Annotated in this window: 10 protein-coding genes; 8 read left to right on the top strand and 2 right to left on the bottom strand. The window is 71.8% G+C overall.

Annotated features, from left to right (window positions below; genetic code table 11):
• Nucleotides 1-23: 23 nt before the first annotated feature.
• Both ACFVTX_RS13245 and ACFVTX_RS13240 read right to left on the bottom strand, forming a co-directional pair.
• Nucleotides 24-1,409 (bottom strand): aspartate aminotransferase family protein, encoded by a 1,386-nt coding sequence (locus tag ACFVTX_RS13245; RefSeq protein WP_386900817.1) that lies wholly within the window; start codon nt 1,407-1,409, stop codon nt 24-26.
• Between the two features lie 12 nt (nt 1,410-1,421).
• Entirely contained in the window at nt 1,422-1,904 is a 483-nt protein-coding gene (locus tag ACFVTX_RS13240) for an Lrp/AsnC family transcriptional regulator (protein ID WP_386900815.1), read from the bottom strand.
• A 153-nt stretch (nt 1,905-2,057) separates the two neighbouring features.
• On the opposite strand from ACFVTX_RS13240, the gene ACFVTX_RS13235 reads away from it, so the two are divergent.
• The 8 genes from ACFVTX_RS13235 to ACFVTX_RS13200 all read left to right on the top strand — a co-directional run bounded on the left by ACFVTX_RS13235 (nt 2,058) and on the right by ACFVTX_RS13200 (nt 16,527).
• Entirely contained in the window at nt 2,058-3,098 is a 1,041-nt protein-coding gene (locus ACFVTX_RS13235; RefSeq protein ID WP_386900813.1) for an FHA domain-containing protein, read from the top strand.
• Nucleotides 3,095-3,934 carry a PP2C family protein-serine/threonine phosphatase gene (locus ACFVTX_RS13230; protein ID WP_386900811.1) on the top strand — a complete coding sequence of 280 codons (840 nt, stop codon included), beginning with the start codon at nt 3,095-3,097 and terminating at the stop codon, nt 3,932-3,934. Before ACFVTX_RS13235 ends, ACFVTX_RS13230 begins: the two co-directional genes overlap by 4 nt.
• Before the next feature lie 124 nt (nt 3,935-4,058).
• A complete protein-coding gene (locus ACFVTX_RS13225; RefSeq protein ID WP_386900809.1) occupies nt 4,059-5,459 on the top strand; it encodes a serine/threonine-protein kinase in 1,401 nt (466 codons plus the stop codon).
• On the top strand, nt 5,459-11,335 hold the full coding sequence (locus tag ACFVTX_RS13220) for an Ig-like domain-containing protein (protein ID WP_386900807.1): 5,877 nt from the start codon (nt 5,459-5,461) through the stop codon (nt 11,333-11,335). The genes ACFVTX_RS13225 and ACFVTX_RS13220 overlap by 1 nt, the downstream gene beginning before the upstream one ends.
• Nucleotides 11,332-12,303, top strand: coding sequence for an AAA family ATPase (locus tag ACFVTX_RS13215; protein ID WP_386900805.1), 972 nt, complete (start codon nt 11,332-11,334; stop codon nt 12,301-12,303). Before ACFVTX_RS13220 ends, ACFVTX_RS13215 begins: the two co-directional genes overlap by 4 nt.
• Nucleotides 12,300-13,613 (top strand): DUF58 domain-containing protein, encoded by a 1,314-nt coding sequence (locus ACFVTX_RS13210; protein WP_386900803.1) that lies wholly within the window; start codon nt 12,300-12,302, stop codon nt 13,611-13,613. The genes ACFVTX_RS13215 and ACFVTX_RS13210 overlap by 4 nt, the downstream gene beginning before the upstream one ends.
• Complete coding sequence (locus ACFVTX_RS13205; protein ID WP_386900801.1) at nt 13,610-15,898, top strand: transglutaminaseTgpA domain-containing protein; 2,289 nt, start codon at nt 13,610-13,612, stop codon at nt 15,896-15,898. Before ACFVTX_RS13210 ends, ACFVTX_RS13205 begins: the two co-directional genes overlap by 4 nt.
• The gene (locus ACFVTX_RS13200) at nt 15,895-16,527 is read left to right on the top strand and encodes a hypothetical protein (RefSeq protein ID WP_386900799.1); all 633 of its coding nucleotides are present in this window, start codon (nt 15,895-15,897) and stop codon (nt 16,525-16,527) included. Before ACFVTX_RS13205 ends, ACFVTX_RS13200 begins: the two co-directional genes overlap by 4 nt.
• The last annotated feature ends 93 nt before the right edge of the window (nt 16,528-16,620 follow it).

Raw genomic sequence — 16,620 nt, 5'->3', positions numbered from 1 at the left:
ATGGGCGGGGTGATCCGTACGGATCAGAGGCGGTTCGACGCCTCGGTGAGCACGCTCCGGAGGATCTGCTCGATCTCCTGGAACTCGGGCACGCCGATCGTGAGCGGCGGCGAGAGCTGGATCACGGGGTCGCCGCGGTCGTCGGCACGGCAGTACAGGCCGGCGTCGAAGAGCGCCGTCGACAGGAAGCCGCGGAGCAGTCGCTCCGACTCGTCCTCGTTGAAGGTCTCGCGGGTCGCCTTGTCCTTCACGAGCTCGACGGCGAAGAAGTAGCCGGCACCGCGCACGTCGCCGACGATCGGGAGGTCGTTGAGCTTCTCGAGCTCGGCGCGGAACAGCGGCGAGTTCTCGCGGACGTGCCCGAGGAGGTTCTCCTCCTCGAAGATGTCGAGGTTCTCGAGCGCGACGGCCGCCGAGACGGGGTGACCGGCCCAGGTGTAGCCGTGGTAGAAGGTCGTGTCGCCCTTCGAGAACGGCTCGTAGACGCGCTCGTTGATGATCGTCGCACCCATGGGGGCGTAGCCCGAGGTCATCGCCTTCGCGCAGGTGATCATGTCGGGCACGTAGCCGTACTCGTCGCACGCGAACATGTGACCGATGCGGCCGAAGGCGCAGATGACCTCGTCCGAGACGAGCAGCACGTCGTACTTGTCGCAGATCTCGCGGACGCGCTGGAAATAGCCGGGGGGCGGCGGGAAGCAGCCGCCCGAGTTCTGGACCGGCTCGAGGAAGACGGCCGCGACGGTGTCGGGGTCCTCCATCAGGATCTGCTCCTCGATGCGGTTCGCGGCCCAGATGCCGAACTCCTCTTCGCTGCCCGTCGGGGCGCCCATGTCGGCTGCGCGGTAGAAGTTCGTGTTCGGCACACGGAGGCCGCCGGGGGTGATCGGCTCGAAGGGGGCCTTGATCGGCAGGCCGGTGACGGCGAGGGCGCCCTGCGGGGTGCCGTGGTAGGCGAGGGCGCGCGAGATGACCTTGTACTTGCTCGGCTTGCCCATGAGCTTCCAGTAGTTCTTCGCCAGCTTGTAGGCGGTCTCGACCGCCTCGCCGCCGCCGGTGGAGAAGAACACGTGGTTGAGGTCGCCCGGCGCGTAGTCGGCCAGACGGTCGGCGAGCTCGATCGCCTTGGGGTGGGCGTACGACCAGATCGGGAAGAAGGCGAGCTCCTCGGCCTGCTTGGCGCCGGCCTGCGCGAGACGCGAGCGGCCATGACCGGCGTTCACCACGAAGAGGCCTGCGAGACCGTCGATGTAGCTCTTGCCGTTGATGTCGAACACGCGGTGGCCCTCGCCGCGGGTGATGATCGGCACGCCCGAGGTCTCCATCGTGGACTGCCTGGCGAAGTGCATCCAGAGATGGTCCTTCGCCTTCTGCTGCAGAGCGGCGTTGTCGTAGACCGTGTCGGTCATGATCTTCCCTTCTTAGCGAGTGCCCCAGTTGTAGAACTGCTTCTGGAGCTTGAGGTAGACGAACGTCTCGGTCGAGTTCACGCCGTCGAGATTGCGGATGCGCGAGTTCAGCAAGGAGATCAGCTCCTCGTCGCTCTCGCACACCACCTCGGCGAGCAGATCGAAACTGCCCGCGGTGAGCACGACGTAGTCGATCTCGGGGATCTCGGCCAACTGCTCGGCCAGCACCCGGGTGTCGCCCGATGCGCGGACGCCGATCATCGCCTGCCGGGTGAACCCCAGCTGCATCGGATCGGTGACCGCGACGATCTGCATCACGCCCGACTCGGTCAGGCGTTGCACCCGCTGGCGGACGGCGGCCTCGGAGAGACCGACGGCCTTGCCGATGTCGGCATAGGAGCGTCGGCCGTCGGCCTGCAGCTGTTCGATGATCGCCTTGGAGACGTCATCGAGCTGCACCGGCCGCTGCCCGTTGGAACGGCTTGCGTTCGTCATGCCCTCGATTGTGACAGTGAAGGATGCCTCTGGCAAGCGATTCCGTTGAATTCTGCTCTTCTCGCAACGGATTCCATGCATTCGAGCCCGAACCACCGTGCGGATCCGCGCGCGTCACCCCGCGGAGCCGGACGGAGTGGAAGACTGAACGACATGCTTCCAGGGTCGGTCACGAGCCGGGCGACCGCCGGTGAGCCCGCATGGGATGTGATCGTCGGCGAGCGTTTCATCGCGCTGCTCGGTGCGCCGGCGGAACGCGAGGTGCTCGACGCGCTCGCCGCGGCCGCCGCCGATCCGCGGCCGTCGATCGAGCGCCTCGTGTCACTCATCCCCGCCCCGCTCGACGAACCGACCGGATCGTTCGGCATCGTGTGGTGGGGCGGCGACGACCAGGAGGTGACGGCGGTCGTGCGCGGCGACGCCGTCGTCGACCTCGACTCGCCCGGCGGGAGCCGCCGCTTCGACGCGCGTGGCATCCGGCCCTGGCATCTCGCGGAGTTCCACGAAGTCACCGCACTCCGCCTGACCGCGGCCGGCTCACCGCTCGGCCCGCTCGGCGGTGGCGAGGTCGTCGGGCACGCACGGGCGAGGCTTCGGGCCTCCGCGATCGAATGGAGCTCCGCGCGGCGCGAGCACCCCGCGGCGGACGCGAGCACGGGGGAACCGCAGCGGCACGACGTCGACACGATGCTCTCGAGGCATCCGGTCGTCGACGTCGACATCGACACCGTGCTCACCGCCAGCGCGGCCACGTCCGCCGGGCCGCCGAGCGGACCGAACGCGGTCGTCCCGGTCGACCCGACGGCGGTGCTGCCGAGCGTGCGCATCGCCGGGGGCGACCCGTTCACCCCGTCGGCGCCCGTGTTCATCGGTCGGCGCCCCGCCGCACCGCGAATCGCCTCGGCGGCCGTCGTCGCGCCGCAGCTCGTGCGCGTCGACTCGCCGGGCAGGGTCGTCTCGTCCACCCACCTCGAGCTCCGCGTCGAGGGGGACCGCCTCGTCGCGAGCGATCTGCGGTCGACGAACGGCACCACGGTGTCCGGGCCGAACGGCACGCGCCGGATGCGCGCCGGCGAGTCGATCGTGGTCGTCCCGGGCATGAGGCTCGACCTCGGAGACGATACGATCGTCGAGATCCTCCCACCCCCAGGAGTCGATCCGACGATCAGAGCAGACGGCAGGCCGAACACGTGACGCAGATAGGCAACGGCAACGCCCGCCATCGGGTCACGCTGCCCGACGGCACCGACGTCACCCTCGCGTGGGCGGCCATCACCGACACGGGGCTCCGCCGCGAGGTCAACGAAGACAGCTACGTCGCCCAGGCTCCGGTGTTCGCCGTCGCCGACGGGATGGGCGGCCACGCCGCAGGCGACTTCGCGAGCGCCGCGGTCGTCACCCGGCTCGCGGAGCACGGCGGCAAGTCGGCGATCGGCACCCCCGAGATCGACGCCTCGCTGCACCACGCCGTGCAGGACATGGGGCGCGGCGCCGGGGTCACCGACGAGGGGAGCGGCACCACGGTGACCGGGGCAGCCCTCGGCACGATCTCCGACGAGCCCGCATGGATCGTGTTCAACATCGGCGACTCGCGCGTGTACCGGCTCGTCGGCGGGGTGCTCGAGCAGCTCACCGTCGACCACTCGATCGTGCAGGAGCTCGTCGACGCCGGGCAGATCACCCGCGAAGAGGCCGACACCCACCCGCACTCGAACGTCATCACGCGCGCGGTCGGGTTCCATGAGGCGCCGATCCCCGACTACCGGGCGATCGCGGTCGAGCCCGGGATGCGGCTGCTGATCTGCTCCGACGGACTCACCAAAGAGCTGACGAGCTACGGCATCCGGCACTTCCTGCTCGCCAACCCGAGCGCCGAGAAGGCGGCCGCCCAACTCGTCGACGCCGCCCTCGGCAACGGCGGTCGCGACAACGTCACCGTCATCGTGCTCGATGTGCTGAAGGTCTCGCGGCCCGAGCCCGCCACCGATCCCGAGCTCGACGGCGAAGGCGGCGAAGCGGCGCGCGCCTGATCCGTGCTCGAAACGTCATGACGGCGCCCGGGGCCGCGACGGCGCCGGACGCCTACAATGGGGCTCACCGGGCCCCCGTCTCCACGACCCCGCCGAAGACGCCCCGAGGAGCACAGGGAGGATCGTGACGCGACGTCTGCCGTCCACCCCGCCGACGCTGCCGGGCTTCGAGTTCATCCGCGTGCTCGGTTCGGGCGGTTTCGCCGACGTGTTCCTCTACGAGCAGAACATGCCGCGCCGGCTCGTCGCGGTGAAAGTGCTGCTCGCGGGCGTCGTCAACGACGACCTCCGGCAGATGTTCCAGGCCGAGGCGAACCTCATGGCCCAGCTCAGCTCGCATCCGTCGATCCTCACGGTGTACCAGGCCAGCGTCGCCGCGGACGGACGCCCCTACCTCGTCATGGAATACTGCTCGGCGTCGATCGGCCAGCGCTATCGCGCCGTACAGCTGCCCCTCGGCGAGGTGCTCTCGATCGGGGTGCGCATCGCGAGCGCCATCGAGACGGCGCACCGCTCGGGGGTGCTGCATCGCGACATCAAACCGTCGAACATCCTCACCACCGCCTACGGGCACCCGGTGCTCTCCGACTTCGGCATCGCGGCCACTCTCGGTCAGGCCGAGAGCGCCGATCCGGTCGGGCTCTCCATTCCATGGTCGGCTCCCGAGGTGCTGCGCGACGACGTCGCCGGTTCGGTGGCGAGCGAGGTCTGGTCGCTCGGCGCCACCGTCTACTCGCTCCTCGCGGGCCGGAGCCCGTTCGAGGTGCTCGGCGGAGACAATCAGGCGCAGGCCCTCATCACCCGGATCTCGAAGGGCAAACTGCCGCCGACCGGTCGTGTCGACGTGCCGCCGAGCCTCGAGCGGGTGCTCGCCCGATCGATGTCCAAGCAGCCGAAGGCGAGACAGAGCGGTGCGCTCGAGTTCATCCGCGACCTCCAGTCCGTCGAAGAGGAGCTCGGTCTCCCGCAGACGCCCATCGAAGTCGCGATGGACGACTGGGCCCTCGCGACCGCCGTCGACCTCGACGAACGCACCCGGGTGAACCCGGCCCGGCCTGCGGCCGACGTCGCGCGACGTCGTCGTCGCGCCGCGGCCCAGCGCACGGCGCCCTCGTCGCGATCGGGCCTCGCTGAGACGACCGGGTCCCGCGGGCGCAGCGCGCCGCCGACGGCACGGCGACTCGCCTGGGGCATCTCGATCGCGGCCGTGCTGCTCCTCGGCGTCGTCGGCGCCGGTCTCGTCACCGTCATCCAGAACACGCGTTCCATCCCGGTCGTCGCCGAACTCGTCGGGAGCGCCGTCGGCGCGGAGGTCACCTTCGAATGGGTCGACCCCGGCCTGCAGGCCGGTGACGCCTACATCGTCAGGGTCGACGGCGCCGCCTCGCCGTTGCAGCACGAGACCCGCTACTCCATCGACGCCGGCGACCGCGACCGCGTCTGCGCGAGCGTCACGGTCACGCGCGACGGCAAGTCGGGTGCGGCGAGTCCCGAGCGTTGCGTCGAGGTCGAAGGAGTCGGCTGATGCGGCTCGCGATCCCACGTCGTCACCGCTCGGCGGTCGTGACCGGTGTCGCCGTGGCCGCCACCGTCGCACTCGTCGGCACGATCGCCGTCACGAGCGGCGGGTACGCCGCACAGCGGGTCGACCTCGGCGACGCCGCCGTCTGGGTTGCGAACGTGGGCGTCCAATCGGTGGGCCGTGCGAGCACCGCGGCGCTCGAACTGAACTCCGTCGTCGAGACGGGCGGCGGCGCGACCATCGTCCAGCGCGGCTCGACGGTGTTCGTGCTCGACGCCGATCGCTCGAGCGTCGCGATCGTCGACGCGGCCACGAGCGAACTCACGCAGCCGGTCGCCGTGCCGCCCGAGGTCACGACGCTCGCGCTCGCCGGGTCGCAGCTCGTGCTCGCCGCGGGCGGCGACGTCTGGCGCACCCCGATCGACGGGTTCGCCGAGTTCTCCGCGGGTGAAGAGGCCTCGCTGAACTTCGGGGCCGACGCGGTGATCTCGGTCGACCCCGACGGGCTGATGTTCGCCGTCACCCCCGCGACGGGCGAGGTGGCCGAGGTCGACGCCGCCGAGTCCGCCACGGTGTCGGCCGAGTGGCGCATCGATCCGGCACCCGGCGACGAGGTGCAGGTGACTTCGGCGGGCGGGCGCTGGGCGGTGCTCGACGTCGACGCCCGTGCGCTCACCATCGAGAACCGACGGATCGACCTCTCGGACGAGATCGCCGTCGGCGACGAGCCCAGACTCCAGTCGGCGTCGTCGGCGCCCGGTGAGATCTGGATCGCGACTCGGCGCGGGCTGCTCGCCGTCGACCTCGACAACGGGGAGCTGCGGCGGGTGCTCGACGATCGCGCCGGGATTCCCGTCGCCCCGATCGTGCTGGGCGGATGCGTGCACGCCGCGTGGGTCGGCGACGGTGCCTGGCGCTCGTGCGGCGACGGCCCGGGTGAACGGTTCGAACTGGCGGGTGCGACCGGCGACGACCTCGCGTATCTGGCGAACGGCAGCGCCCTCGTGCTGAACGACCGGGGCAACGGGCGCACGTGGGCGGCCAGCCGCGACTACCAGCGCATCGACAACTGGAGCGACCTCGTCCAGGACGAGCGCGATGACGAGCAGCTCGAGCGCAACGACTCGGAGGACCGGCCGACGATCGAGAAGCGCAGCGTCGACCCCGTCGCAGAGGACGACGTCTTCGGCGCGCGCCCCGGGCGCTCGACGCTGCTGCCGGTGCTGCTCAACGACTACGACGCCAACGGCGACGTGCTCGTGATCGCGCCGTCCGACGAGCGGCTTCCCGAATGGGCCCGTCTCGACCTCGTCTCGGACAACCAGCAGCTGCAGCTCACCCTCGCCGAGGAGGCGACGGGCGTGCTCAGGTTCTCGTACTCCGTCGGCGACGGACGAGGCGGCACGGCGACCGCGGGGGTCGAGGTGACGGTCCACGGCATCGACGAGAACGCGCCCCCCGAGCAACGGCGCCGAACCCGCGCCGACGTCGCCATCGACGGCCGGGTCGCCACGCCGGTCCTCGGCGACTGGGTCGACCCCGACGGCGACCCCATCTTCCTCCGCGAAGCCTCGACCGACCTCCCCGACTCGGTCTCGTGGACGGCGGAGGGCGCCGTGGTGTTCCGCGAGCGACAGCGTTCGGCAGGGGAGCGGACGGTCGCGCTCCTCGTCTCCGACGGGCGGGACGAGGGCTCGGGCGCACTCGAGATGACGGTGCATCCACCAGGGGAGGTGCCGATCACCGCCGAACCGTTCATCGCGCTGGCGACCGCCGGCGAGGAGATCCGGATCGACCCCCTCCGCCATGTGCGCGGCGGGACCGGGCAGATCAAGCTGACCGCGGTGCCTGCGAAGGCCGACGTCAAGCTCACCGCCGACTACGCGGGCGGCACGTTCCGGTTCCTGAGCACCGTGGTCGGCACCCATCACCTCGAGTACACCGTGAGCGACGGCGGGCCGCCCGTGACCGGCATCCTGCGCGTCGACGTGCAGCCACCACCCGATCGCGACCCGACGCCGATCACGGTGCCGCACACGGCGTACCTCCGCGTCGGCGAGCCCGCCGACGTCGACGTGCTCGCCACCGACATCGACCCGACCGGGGGAGTGCTCGTCATCACCGAGGCCGGACAGGAACAGCAGGGCGTGCGCGTCGAGGTCGTCGAGCACCGCCTGCTGCGCGTGACGCTCACCGCGCCGCTCGAGTCCGGTTCGACGAGCTTCGCCTACCGCGTGAGCAACGGCCACGCCGATGCGGAAGGCGAAGTCACCCTCGTGCAAGTGCCCGAGCCCGTGCTCGCGCAACCGCCGATCGCCGCCGACGACGTCGTCTCGGTCCGCACCGGGGACGTCATCGACATCCCCGTCCTCGAGAACGACGAGCACCCCGACGGCCTCCCGCTGCTGCTGTCGTCGGAGTTCGACGAGGAGCCCGCTGCCGGGCTGCTGTTCGCCTCGGGCGGGCATCTGCGCTACTTCGCCCCGACGAAGCCCGGAACCTACACGGCGGTGTACCGGATCGACGACGAGCACGGCCAGTACGCGAACGCGACGGTGACGATCGCGGTGAGCGAGTCCGATCCCGACGCGAACACCGCCCCGGTGCCCGAGACGGTCGACGCGAGGGTGATCGCGGGCGCGACGGTGCGCATCCGGATCCCGCTCGGCGGCATCGACCCCGACGGCGACTCGGTGCAGCTGCTCGGGCAGCAGTCGAACAGCGAGCTCGGCAGCATCGAGGCGACGGGGCCGGACTGGCTCGACTACACCGCGGCCGACTACTCCTCAGGCACCGACACCTTCGCCTACGCGGTCATCGATGCGCTCGGCGCGCGGGCGGAGGGCACGGTGCGCGTCGGCATCGCGCCGGGCAGCGAGCGTCCGGCGGCCCCGGTCGCGGTGGAGGACGTCATCACGGTTCGACCCGATCGCACGATCACGGTGCCGGTGCTCGACAACGACTTCGATCCGGGGGGCGAAGCGCTCGAGCTCGTCGCGGTCGATTCGGAGGGCGCCGGCGATGCGCGCATCGTCGGCGACCGGGTGGAGATCGAGGTGCCCGCCGCGGAGGGCGACTACGGCTTCGCGTACACGATCGAGAACGAGTCGCTCGGCGAGTCGTCGAACTTCGTGCGGGTCGTGGCGAGGCAGGACGCGCCGCTGGCCCGCCCCGAGGCATCCGACACGGTGCTCACCCTGACCGACATCCTCGGCGAGGAGTCGGTCGTGGTGCCCGTGCTCCGCGGGGTGTTCCTCGCCGACGGCGACGAACGCGATCTCGGGGTCGACCTCGTCGACGGCTACCGGAGCGGGGCGACGGTGCTCGCCGACGGTTCGATCCGGGTCGAGGTCGGCGACCGCCGCCGCATCGTCCCGTTCGTCGTGTCGCATCCCGAGGACCCGTCGATCACCGCCTACGCGTTCGTGTGGGTACCGGGCCGCGACGACGCGCTGCCGCAGCTTCGCGCCGACGCCCCCGACGTGAAGGTGCCGAGCGGCGAGGAGATCGAGCTCGAGCTCGAGGACTTCGTGATCGCCGCCTCCGGGCGCCCGGTGCGCATCACCGACGCCGCGAGCGTGCTCGCGTCGCACAGCGACGGCTCCTCGCTCGTCGTCGACCGCGACACCCTCCGCTTCCGGAGCGAGCCCGGGTACGTCGGTCCCGCGTCGATCTCGTTCACCGCGACCGACGGCGAGTCGGCCGAGGACGTCGACGGCCGCACCGGCACGGTCGTGATCCCGATCGAGGTGCGATCGAACGACGACGCGCCGCCGGCGTTCGCCGGGGGCGTCATCGACTTCGAGCCGGGCGAGCGGCGGACGCTCGACCTGATCCGGCTCACGCGCTCGTCCGGATCCTCCGGTTCGATCGATCCCGACGAGGTCAGCTACGAGGTGCTGCCTCCCGCCGCCGAGGGGTTCGACGTCGAGCTCGACGGCTCCGACCTGACGGTCACGGCTCGCAGCTCGACCGCCCTCGGGAGCTCGTCGACCGTGACGATCAGCGTCGTCGACGAGGCGGGCGAAGGCACCGCCGGGCGCATCGTGCTGCGTGTGGTGCCCTCGACGAAACCCGTCGCGCGGCCCGGCGACGACACCGCCGTCGCCGCCCGCGGGCGCACGACGACGATCGACGTGCTCGCGAACGACGAGGCGACCAACCCGTTCCCCGACGTTCCGCTCCGGGTCGTCGACGTCGAGCTGGGCACGCTCCCGAAGGGCGTCACGATCTCGCCGAGCTCCGACCGGTCGACGCTGACGGTGACGGTCGCGGGCGATGCGGCACCCGTCAACTCCACGGTTCGATACCAGGTCGAGGATGCCACGGGCGAGCCCTCGAGGCGCGCGTGGGCCGCTGTCACGGTGTCGGTGCAGGACCGCCCCGAGCCGGTGCTCTCACCGATGCTCACCGGGTTCGGGGACCGCACGATCGACGTCGCGTTCGCCGCAGGCGGGTTCAACAACTCGCCGATCTCGGGCTACGAGCTCACGCAGATCGATCCGTCGACCCGCGAGACGCTGTCGACGACGCTCTGCGCGGCGACGAGTTGCACGGTCGCGACACCCGGCAACGGGCAGGTGAACGCGGTGCTCGTCGAGATCCGTGCGCGCAACGGCATCGGGCTCTCCGATCCGGTGCAGGTGCCCGGGTCCGTCTGGTCGGACGTCGTCCCGCCGCCCCCCGAGGGGCTGCGCGCGCTCCCGCTCGACGGCAGGCTCCGTCTCGAATGGCGCCCCGTGGGCGCCGGTTCGGGCAGCCCGGTCGGGTCCTACATCGTGACCGTCGCCGGCGTCGCGGGCGAGGTCTCCGCCGCATCGGCGTGCACCGCGTCGCTCTGCAGCACCGACTCGCCGCCGCTGGCCAACGGCAGCCGGGTGCCCGTCGCCGTGAGCGCCCGCAATCAGGCCTACCCCGCGCTCGCCGCATGGACGGAGGCGACGAGCGAGGGCACTCCGTTCGGTTCGCCGGTCGCCGGCGGCATCGAGGTCGTCGGGGATGCCGCGGCCGGCACCGTGACCGTGTCGTGGGCGCCGTTCTCGGGCAACGGCGACCCGATCGCCGGCTACTTCGTGCAGCGGCTCGTGGTCGGCGAGGAGTCGGTGCCCGGGGGTGCGCAGGCCTGCTCAGTGACCGCACCGGCACCGGGTACGGTCGTGCCGCCCGCGACGGGCGGCACCGTCGCCGAGACCGTCGGTGTGGGCCCCGACACCTCCAGCGTCCGCTTCTCCGGGACGGCGACCGAGTCGGCGCGGTACACCTTCGTCGTCTGGGGGTACAACCGGGCCGGATGCGCGAACACCGCGGTGGCCGGGACGGTGGTGCGGCCGGCGCCCGGGGGCGTCGGCGGCGTCGACAGCGGGATGGCATGGAACGGGACGGAGACCTGGGATCGCTACGTGGCCGGCGTCGACGTCAAGGCGCCGCGCGTCGAGATCGTCGCGGTCGATGAGAACGGGGTGCAGATCGCGGGTTCCATTCGTGAGTTCCGCGGTTCGGGATGGTTGCGCGAGCTGCTCGGCGGGCGCTACGACTTCGGCGAGACCGGCCGCTTCCAGGTGCGCGGCTGCAGCCCGTGGGGGAGCTGCGGCGCATGGTCGGACGTGCTGCCCTCAGGGGCCTCGCCGTCGCTGACCTTCGCGCTCCCGAGCCGGATCTGGGACGACCGGAGCGCCGCATGGTCGTGGACGAGCCCGCCCGACAACTCGGGGCTGCCGGCGACGTTCAGCTGCGGGGCCGACGGCGACAGCGGTCGACGCGCGCAGACGGCCACCAGTTGTCAGATCCCGGGCGTCCGCCCCGGGCAGCAGGTCTGGTTGGATGTTGAGGTCGCCGGCGTCACCGCCCGGTACCTGGCGACGAGTAAGGAGCCGTCATGACGATGTCGACCGATGAGGCCGCGCGGTTCGCCGCGACCCTCGACCGCCTCGTCGGGGCCGTGGAGGAGGTGCTGCTCGGCAAGAACCGGGTCGTGCGCCTCGCGTTCACGGCACTGCTGAGCGAGGGCCACCTGCTGCTCGACGACGTCCCGGGCACGGGCAAGACCTCGCTCGCGCGGGCCATGGCGCAGTCCGTCTCGGGTTCGAGCAACCGGGTGCAGTTCACCCCCGACATCCTTCCGGGCGACATCACCGGGGTCACCGTCTACGATCAACGCTCCGGGCTCTTCGAGTTCCATGCGGGCCCGGTGTTCGCCAACATCGTCCTCGCCGACGAGATCAACCGCGCATCGCCGAAGACGCAGTCCGCACTGCTCGAGGTGATGGAGGAGGGGCAGGTCACCGTCGACGGGCAGACCCACGAGGTGGGGCATCCGTTCATGGTGATCGCGACGCAGAACCCGGTCGAGCAGGCGGGCACCTACCGGCTGCCCGAGGCGCAGCTCGACCGCTTCCTGATGCGCACCTCGATCGGCTACCCCGACCATGCCTCGACCATCCGCATCCTCGAGGGAGCCGACCAGCGCGCGCACCACCACCGCGTCGAACCGCAGATCGACGCAGCCGAGGTCATCGAGCTCGCGGCGCTCGCGCGCACCGTGTTCGTCGACCCCACGATCCACGACTACGTCTCGCGTCTCGTCGACGCGACGCGCACCGCCCGAGAGGTGCGCCTCGGGGTGAGCGTGCGCGGAGCGCTCGCCCTCATCCGGACCGCGAAGACGCACGCCGCCGGACGCGGCCGGCACTACGTGGTGCCCGACGATGTGAAGGCGCTCGCCGAGCCGGTGCTCGCACACCGGCTCATCCTCGACCCCGAAGCCGAGTTCGACGGCGTCACCGCGTCGAACATGATCGCCCAGGTGCTCATCGAGACGCCGCCGCCCTCGACGAGGCAGGTGGTGTGACCCTCAGCCAGACCCGCACCACGATCCCCGAGGAGGCCCGCAATGAGGGTGTGCTCGCGGTCGTCATCGGGCGCGCCGTCCGCGGCGCCGCGGCCGCGGGGGCCTTCGTCGCCCGTGCCGCGCGAGCCGTGCAGGGCGTCGTCACCCCGCTCGGGTGGTGCGTGCTCGCCGCCGGGGCGATCGCGTTCACGACGGGCTACGCCTTCGGCCTGTTCGAGGTGATCCTGCTCGGGTGGGCGTTCCTCATCCTCATCGCGGCGGCGGCGTTCTGGCTCGTCGGCCGTGGGGCCGGGCAGGTGCGGCTCGTGCTGCCGACGCCCCGCGTCGTCGTCGGCGAGCACGCCGAGGCGCGACTCGTCGCAGTGAATCCCGGTCGGCGCAGGTTCGGCGGGGTGCAGCTCGAGCTTCCGGTCGGTTCGGCGGTCGTCGAGCGCGTCCTGCCGGGCCTGCCGCGCGGCGGCGAGTACGAGGTGCAGTTCCGCATCCCGACCGACCACCGCGGCATCGTCCCCATCGGACCGGCGCGGACCGTGCGTGCCGACCCGATCGGGCTCATGCGCCGTGAGATCGTCTGGTCGGAGACCGCCGAGCTCAAGGTGCATCCGCGGACCGTGCCGATCGCGGCGCTCTCGAGCGGGTTCATCCGCGATCTCGAGGGCTCGCCGACCCGCGATCTCACGACGAGCGACATCGCCTTCCATGCGCTGCGCGAGTACGTCCCGGGCGACGATCGCCGCTTCATCCACTGGAAGAGCTCGGCGAAGACCGGCACCTTCATGGTCCGCCAGTTCGAGGAGTCCAGGCGGAGCCGCCTCATGGTGGTGCTCGACCTCGATGCGGGGGCGTACGCGGACGACGCCGAGTTCGAACTGGCCGTGAGCGCCGCGGCGTCGGTCGGCTCGCGTGCGATCCGGGACGCACGCAGCGTCTCCTTCGTCATCTCCGGTCGTCAGTCCGGGCGGACCGGGGCGATGCGCGAACTCCCGACGGTCTCACGCGACCGCCTCGTCGATGCATTGTGCGTCGTCGAGCGCGACGAGCACGTCGTACCCCTGGCCGACGTCGCCCGCAGCGCCGCGGAGTCGCTCCACGGGCTCTCGCTCGCAGTGCTCGTCACCGGCACGGCGCGCGGCATCGCGCCCCTGCGCTCGGCCGCGAGCCGGGTCCCGCCAGGGGTCGACGTCGTCGCGGTGCAGTGCGCCCCCGAGGGCGAGCCGACCGCGCGCACCGTCGCGGGCCTCACCGTCTTCGGGATCGGGTACCTCGAAGACCTCCGCGCGATGCTCGCGAGATCGGCGTCGGTCGCATGAGTCGCGTCGAGCCGAACCGGGTGCTGCGACTGTGGCCGACGGTCATCAGCACGGGTCTCGTCGTCGCGATGCTCGCGGCGGCGATGATCCCGTGGTGGTCGACGTACGAGAGCCCGGCGTTCTTCATCGCGGCGGGCACCGCCATCGCGGCGGGTACGGCGATCGGCGTCGTCGGCGCCCGCTTCGTGTGGCCCGCATGGATGGTCGTGCTCGCGGTCGTCGCGGCGTATCTCGTGCTCGGCGTGCCGGCGGCCGTGCCCGATCGCGCGCTGTTCGGGGTGCTCCCCACACCCGCGGGGCTCGTCGAGCTCGTCGCGGGCGCCGCCCTCTCGTGGAAGCAGCTCGTCACGATCGCGGTGCCGGTCGGCTCGTATCAGGCGCTCCTCGTGCCGCCCTTCCTGCTCGGCCTCGTCGCCGCGACGAGTGCCGTCACGATCGCGCTCCGATCCCGTCGACCGGCGTTCGCGGTGCTGCCGCCCGCGGTGCTCCTCATCGCGGGCGTCGCGCTCGGGACGGTGCACGCGACGTTCGCCCTCGAGGCCGGCCTCGCATTCTTCGTCGCCGCGGTCGCCTGGCTCGCACGGATCCGGATCGCGCAACGTCGTCGGATCCCGAGCGGCCGCCCCGTCGAGGCGACCCTCGCCGACGCGCGGCGCGTGGTCGGGGCATCCGCCCTCATCGCCGTGGCCCTCGTCGGCGCGACGGCGGCCGCCTTCGTCGTGCCCATGCCGCCGCGCACCGTGGTGCGCTCCGAGTTGCAGCCTCCGTTCGAACCGCGCGAGCACGACAGCCCGCTCGCCGGGTTCCGCACCGCGTTCGCGGACGAGGTCGCGGAAGAGCCGATGCTCGAGGTGCGCGGACTTCCCGCGAAGGCGGGCCTTCGGGTCGCGGTGCTCGACAGCTACGACGGCATCGTCTACTCGGTGGGCGGCGACGACGGCAACGGGGTCTCCGGACGATTCAGCCGAGTGCCCTACCGCCTCGATCAGCCGGCCGACTACGGCGAGCAGCTGCTGATCGAGGTCGCCGTCCTCGGCTACGACGAGGTGTGGGTGCCCGGCCTCGGGCGGCTCGAACGCATCGACTTCGCCGGCCCTCGCAGCGACGAGCTCGCCGAAGGCTACTTCTACAACGACGTCACCGGGACGGGCGCGGTGCAGCAGGGGCTTCGCGAGGGGGATCGGTACACGATGCTCGCGATGGTGCCGGATGCGCCGCGCGACGTCTCGACCCTGCGGCCCGGCACGAGCGTGCTGCCGCCGATGCCCGAACTCCCCGACGAGCTCGAAGACCTGCTCGACGAGTGGGCGCCGCCCGCCGATGCCGAGGGGGTGCGGCTCGCCGCCATGATCGAGGGCCTCCACGGGGGGTTCGTGAGCCACGGCCAGGACGGCGAGCAGAGCCGGTCGGGGCATGCGCTCGACCGGATCGCGGAGCTCGCCGCCGAACGGCCCATGGTCGGCGACGGCGAGCAGTACGCGGTCGCCGCGGCGCTCATGGCTCGTCGGATCGGCTTTCCGGCCCGAGTCGTCGTCGGGTACCTCCGCCAGCCCGGGACGGACATCGACGCGGAGGCCGGGATCGTGCGCTTCCGCAGCGAGGACCGTCAGGCGTGGATCGAGGTGCAGACCGCGGACGGCGAGTGGGTCGCGATCGACCCGAACCCGCCGCTGCGACCCATTCCCGAGAAGGAGCCCGACCAGCCGCAGAGCATCTCCCGGCCGCAGTCGGCCCTGCCGCCGCCCGCCGAGCCCACCCCCGTCGACGAGGACGCGGCGCGTCCCGACGCGAGCGGCGACGACCGACCCGACGACGAGCCCGACTGGCTCGCCGCGCTCTTCGGCGTGCTCGAGATCTCGGGGGTCGTGCTCCTCGGGCTCGCCGCGCTCATCAGCCCGTTCCTCGCGGTCGTGCTCGCGAAGCTGCGACGCCGTCGGCTGCGGCGCCGGGCCGCCACCGCCGTCGAGCGCATCGAAGGCGGGTGGAAGGAGTTCGCCGACTCGGCCAGCGATCACGGTTACGTGATCGAGCCGAACGCGACGCGCGCCGAGCAGGCCGCGATGGTCGGCGGGCTCGGCCCGCTCGTGCTCGCCTCGGTCGTCGACCGGGCGGTCTACGCGCCCGGCGGGCCCGACGACGGCGACGACCGCCGCGTGTGGGCGACGGTCGACGAGCTGCAGCGGCGGTTCGATGAGACGCGCGGACCGATCGATCGGCTGCGGGCGGCGATCTCACTGCGCTCGCTCGGCGGGTACGCTGTCACGCGGAGAGGAGCACGAACGTGAGGTGCCGGATCTGCGAGGCGGAACTGCCCGCCGAGGCGATGTTCTGCGGCGAATGCGGCAGTTCGACGAGCGCGACGCCCGAGTCGCGCCGACGCGCCGACCCGCGTCCCGGCGACACGACCGTGCTCGACCGGCTGCGGGTCGCGCAGCGCAACAGCGGCGTGATCAGTGTGCCCATCGAGGGATTCGCTGCGCCGGTGCCGATCCTCGACGCGCCGGCCGAACCGGCGGCCGGATCGCCGTCGGTCGCGGTCGAGACCCCGGCGGCCGCAACGCCCCCGCTCGCTGCCCAGTCGCCCGCCGCTCCGCGGTTCACCCTGCAGTTCAGCACCGGTGAGACGCTGACCGTCCACGGCACGGGTCTCGTCGGCCGGCGCCCGCTGCCGCAGCCCGGCGAGGAGTTCGACCACCTCGTGCAGATCGCCGACCGCACGCTCTCGGTCTCGAAGACGCACCTCGAGTTCGGCGAGCACGACGGCACCCTCTGGGTCGCCGACCGCTTCTCGGGCAACGGCACCGTCGTGCGCCGCCCCGACGACGGAGCGCTGCGCTGCGAACCGGGTCGGCGCTATCTCGTGCCGCGCGGCAGCCGCGTCGAACTGGCCGAGCAGTACTTCGTCGTGGCCTGAGCTCTCCTCCTCCACAGGAGCGGCGCGGCCGGTGCGGCGCACGGAGCCGGCGTCCACGGCCCGTCCGCCGTGAACGGGGTGGTCGGATGATCC

Origin of the sequence: Agromyces sp. NPDC058136 (assembly GCF_042884375.1) — a bacterium.
Classification (GTDB): domain Bacteria; phylum Actinomycetota; class Actinomycetes; order Actinomycetales; family Microbacteriaceae; genus Agromyces.
Note: the sequence above shows the minus strand (reverse complement) of the source record. Positions and strands in the feature narration are given on the sequence as shown.

Bases quoted from the DNA above. Each gene is read 5' to 3' on its own strand.
- ACFVTX_RS13215 (WP_386900805.1), top strand. From the start codon at position 11,332: ATGACGATGTCGACCGATGAGGCCGCGCGGTTCGCCGCGACCCTCGAC.
- ACFVTX_RS13235 (WP_386900813.1), top strand. From the start codon at position 2,058: ATGCTTCCAGGGTCGGTCACGAGCCGGGCGACCGCCGGTGAGCCCGCA.
- ACFVTX_RS13245 (WP_386900817.1), bottom strand. From the start codon at position 1,409: ATGACCGACACGGTCTACGACAACGCCGCTCTGCAGCAGAAGGCGAAG.
- ACFVTX_RS13220 (WP_386900807.1), top strand. From the start codon at position 5,459: ATGCGGCTCGCGATCCCACGTCGTCACCGCTCGGCGGTCGTGACCGGT.
- ACFVTX_RS13240 (WP_386900815.1), bottom strand. From the start codon at position 1,904: ATGACGAACGCAAGCCGTTCCAACGGGCAGCGGCCGGTGCAGCTCGAT.
- ACFVTX_RS13205 (WP_386900801.1), top strand. From the start codon at position 13,610: ATGAGTCGCGTCGAGCCGAACCGGGTGCTGCGACTGTGGCCGACGGTC.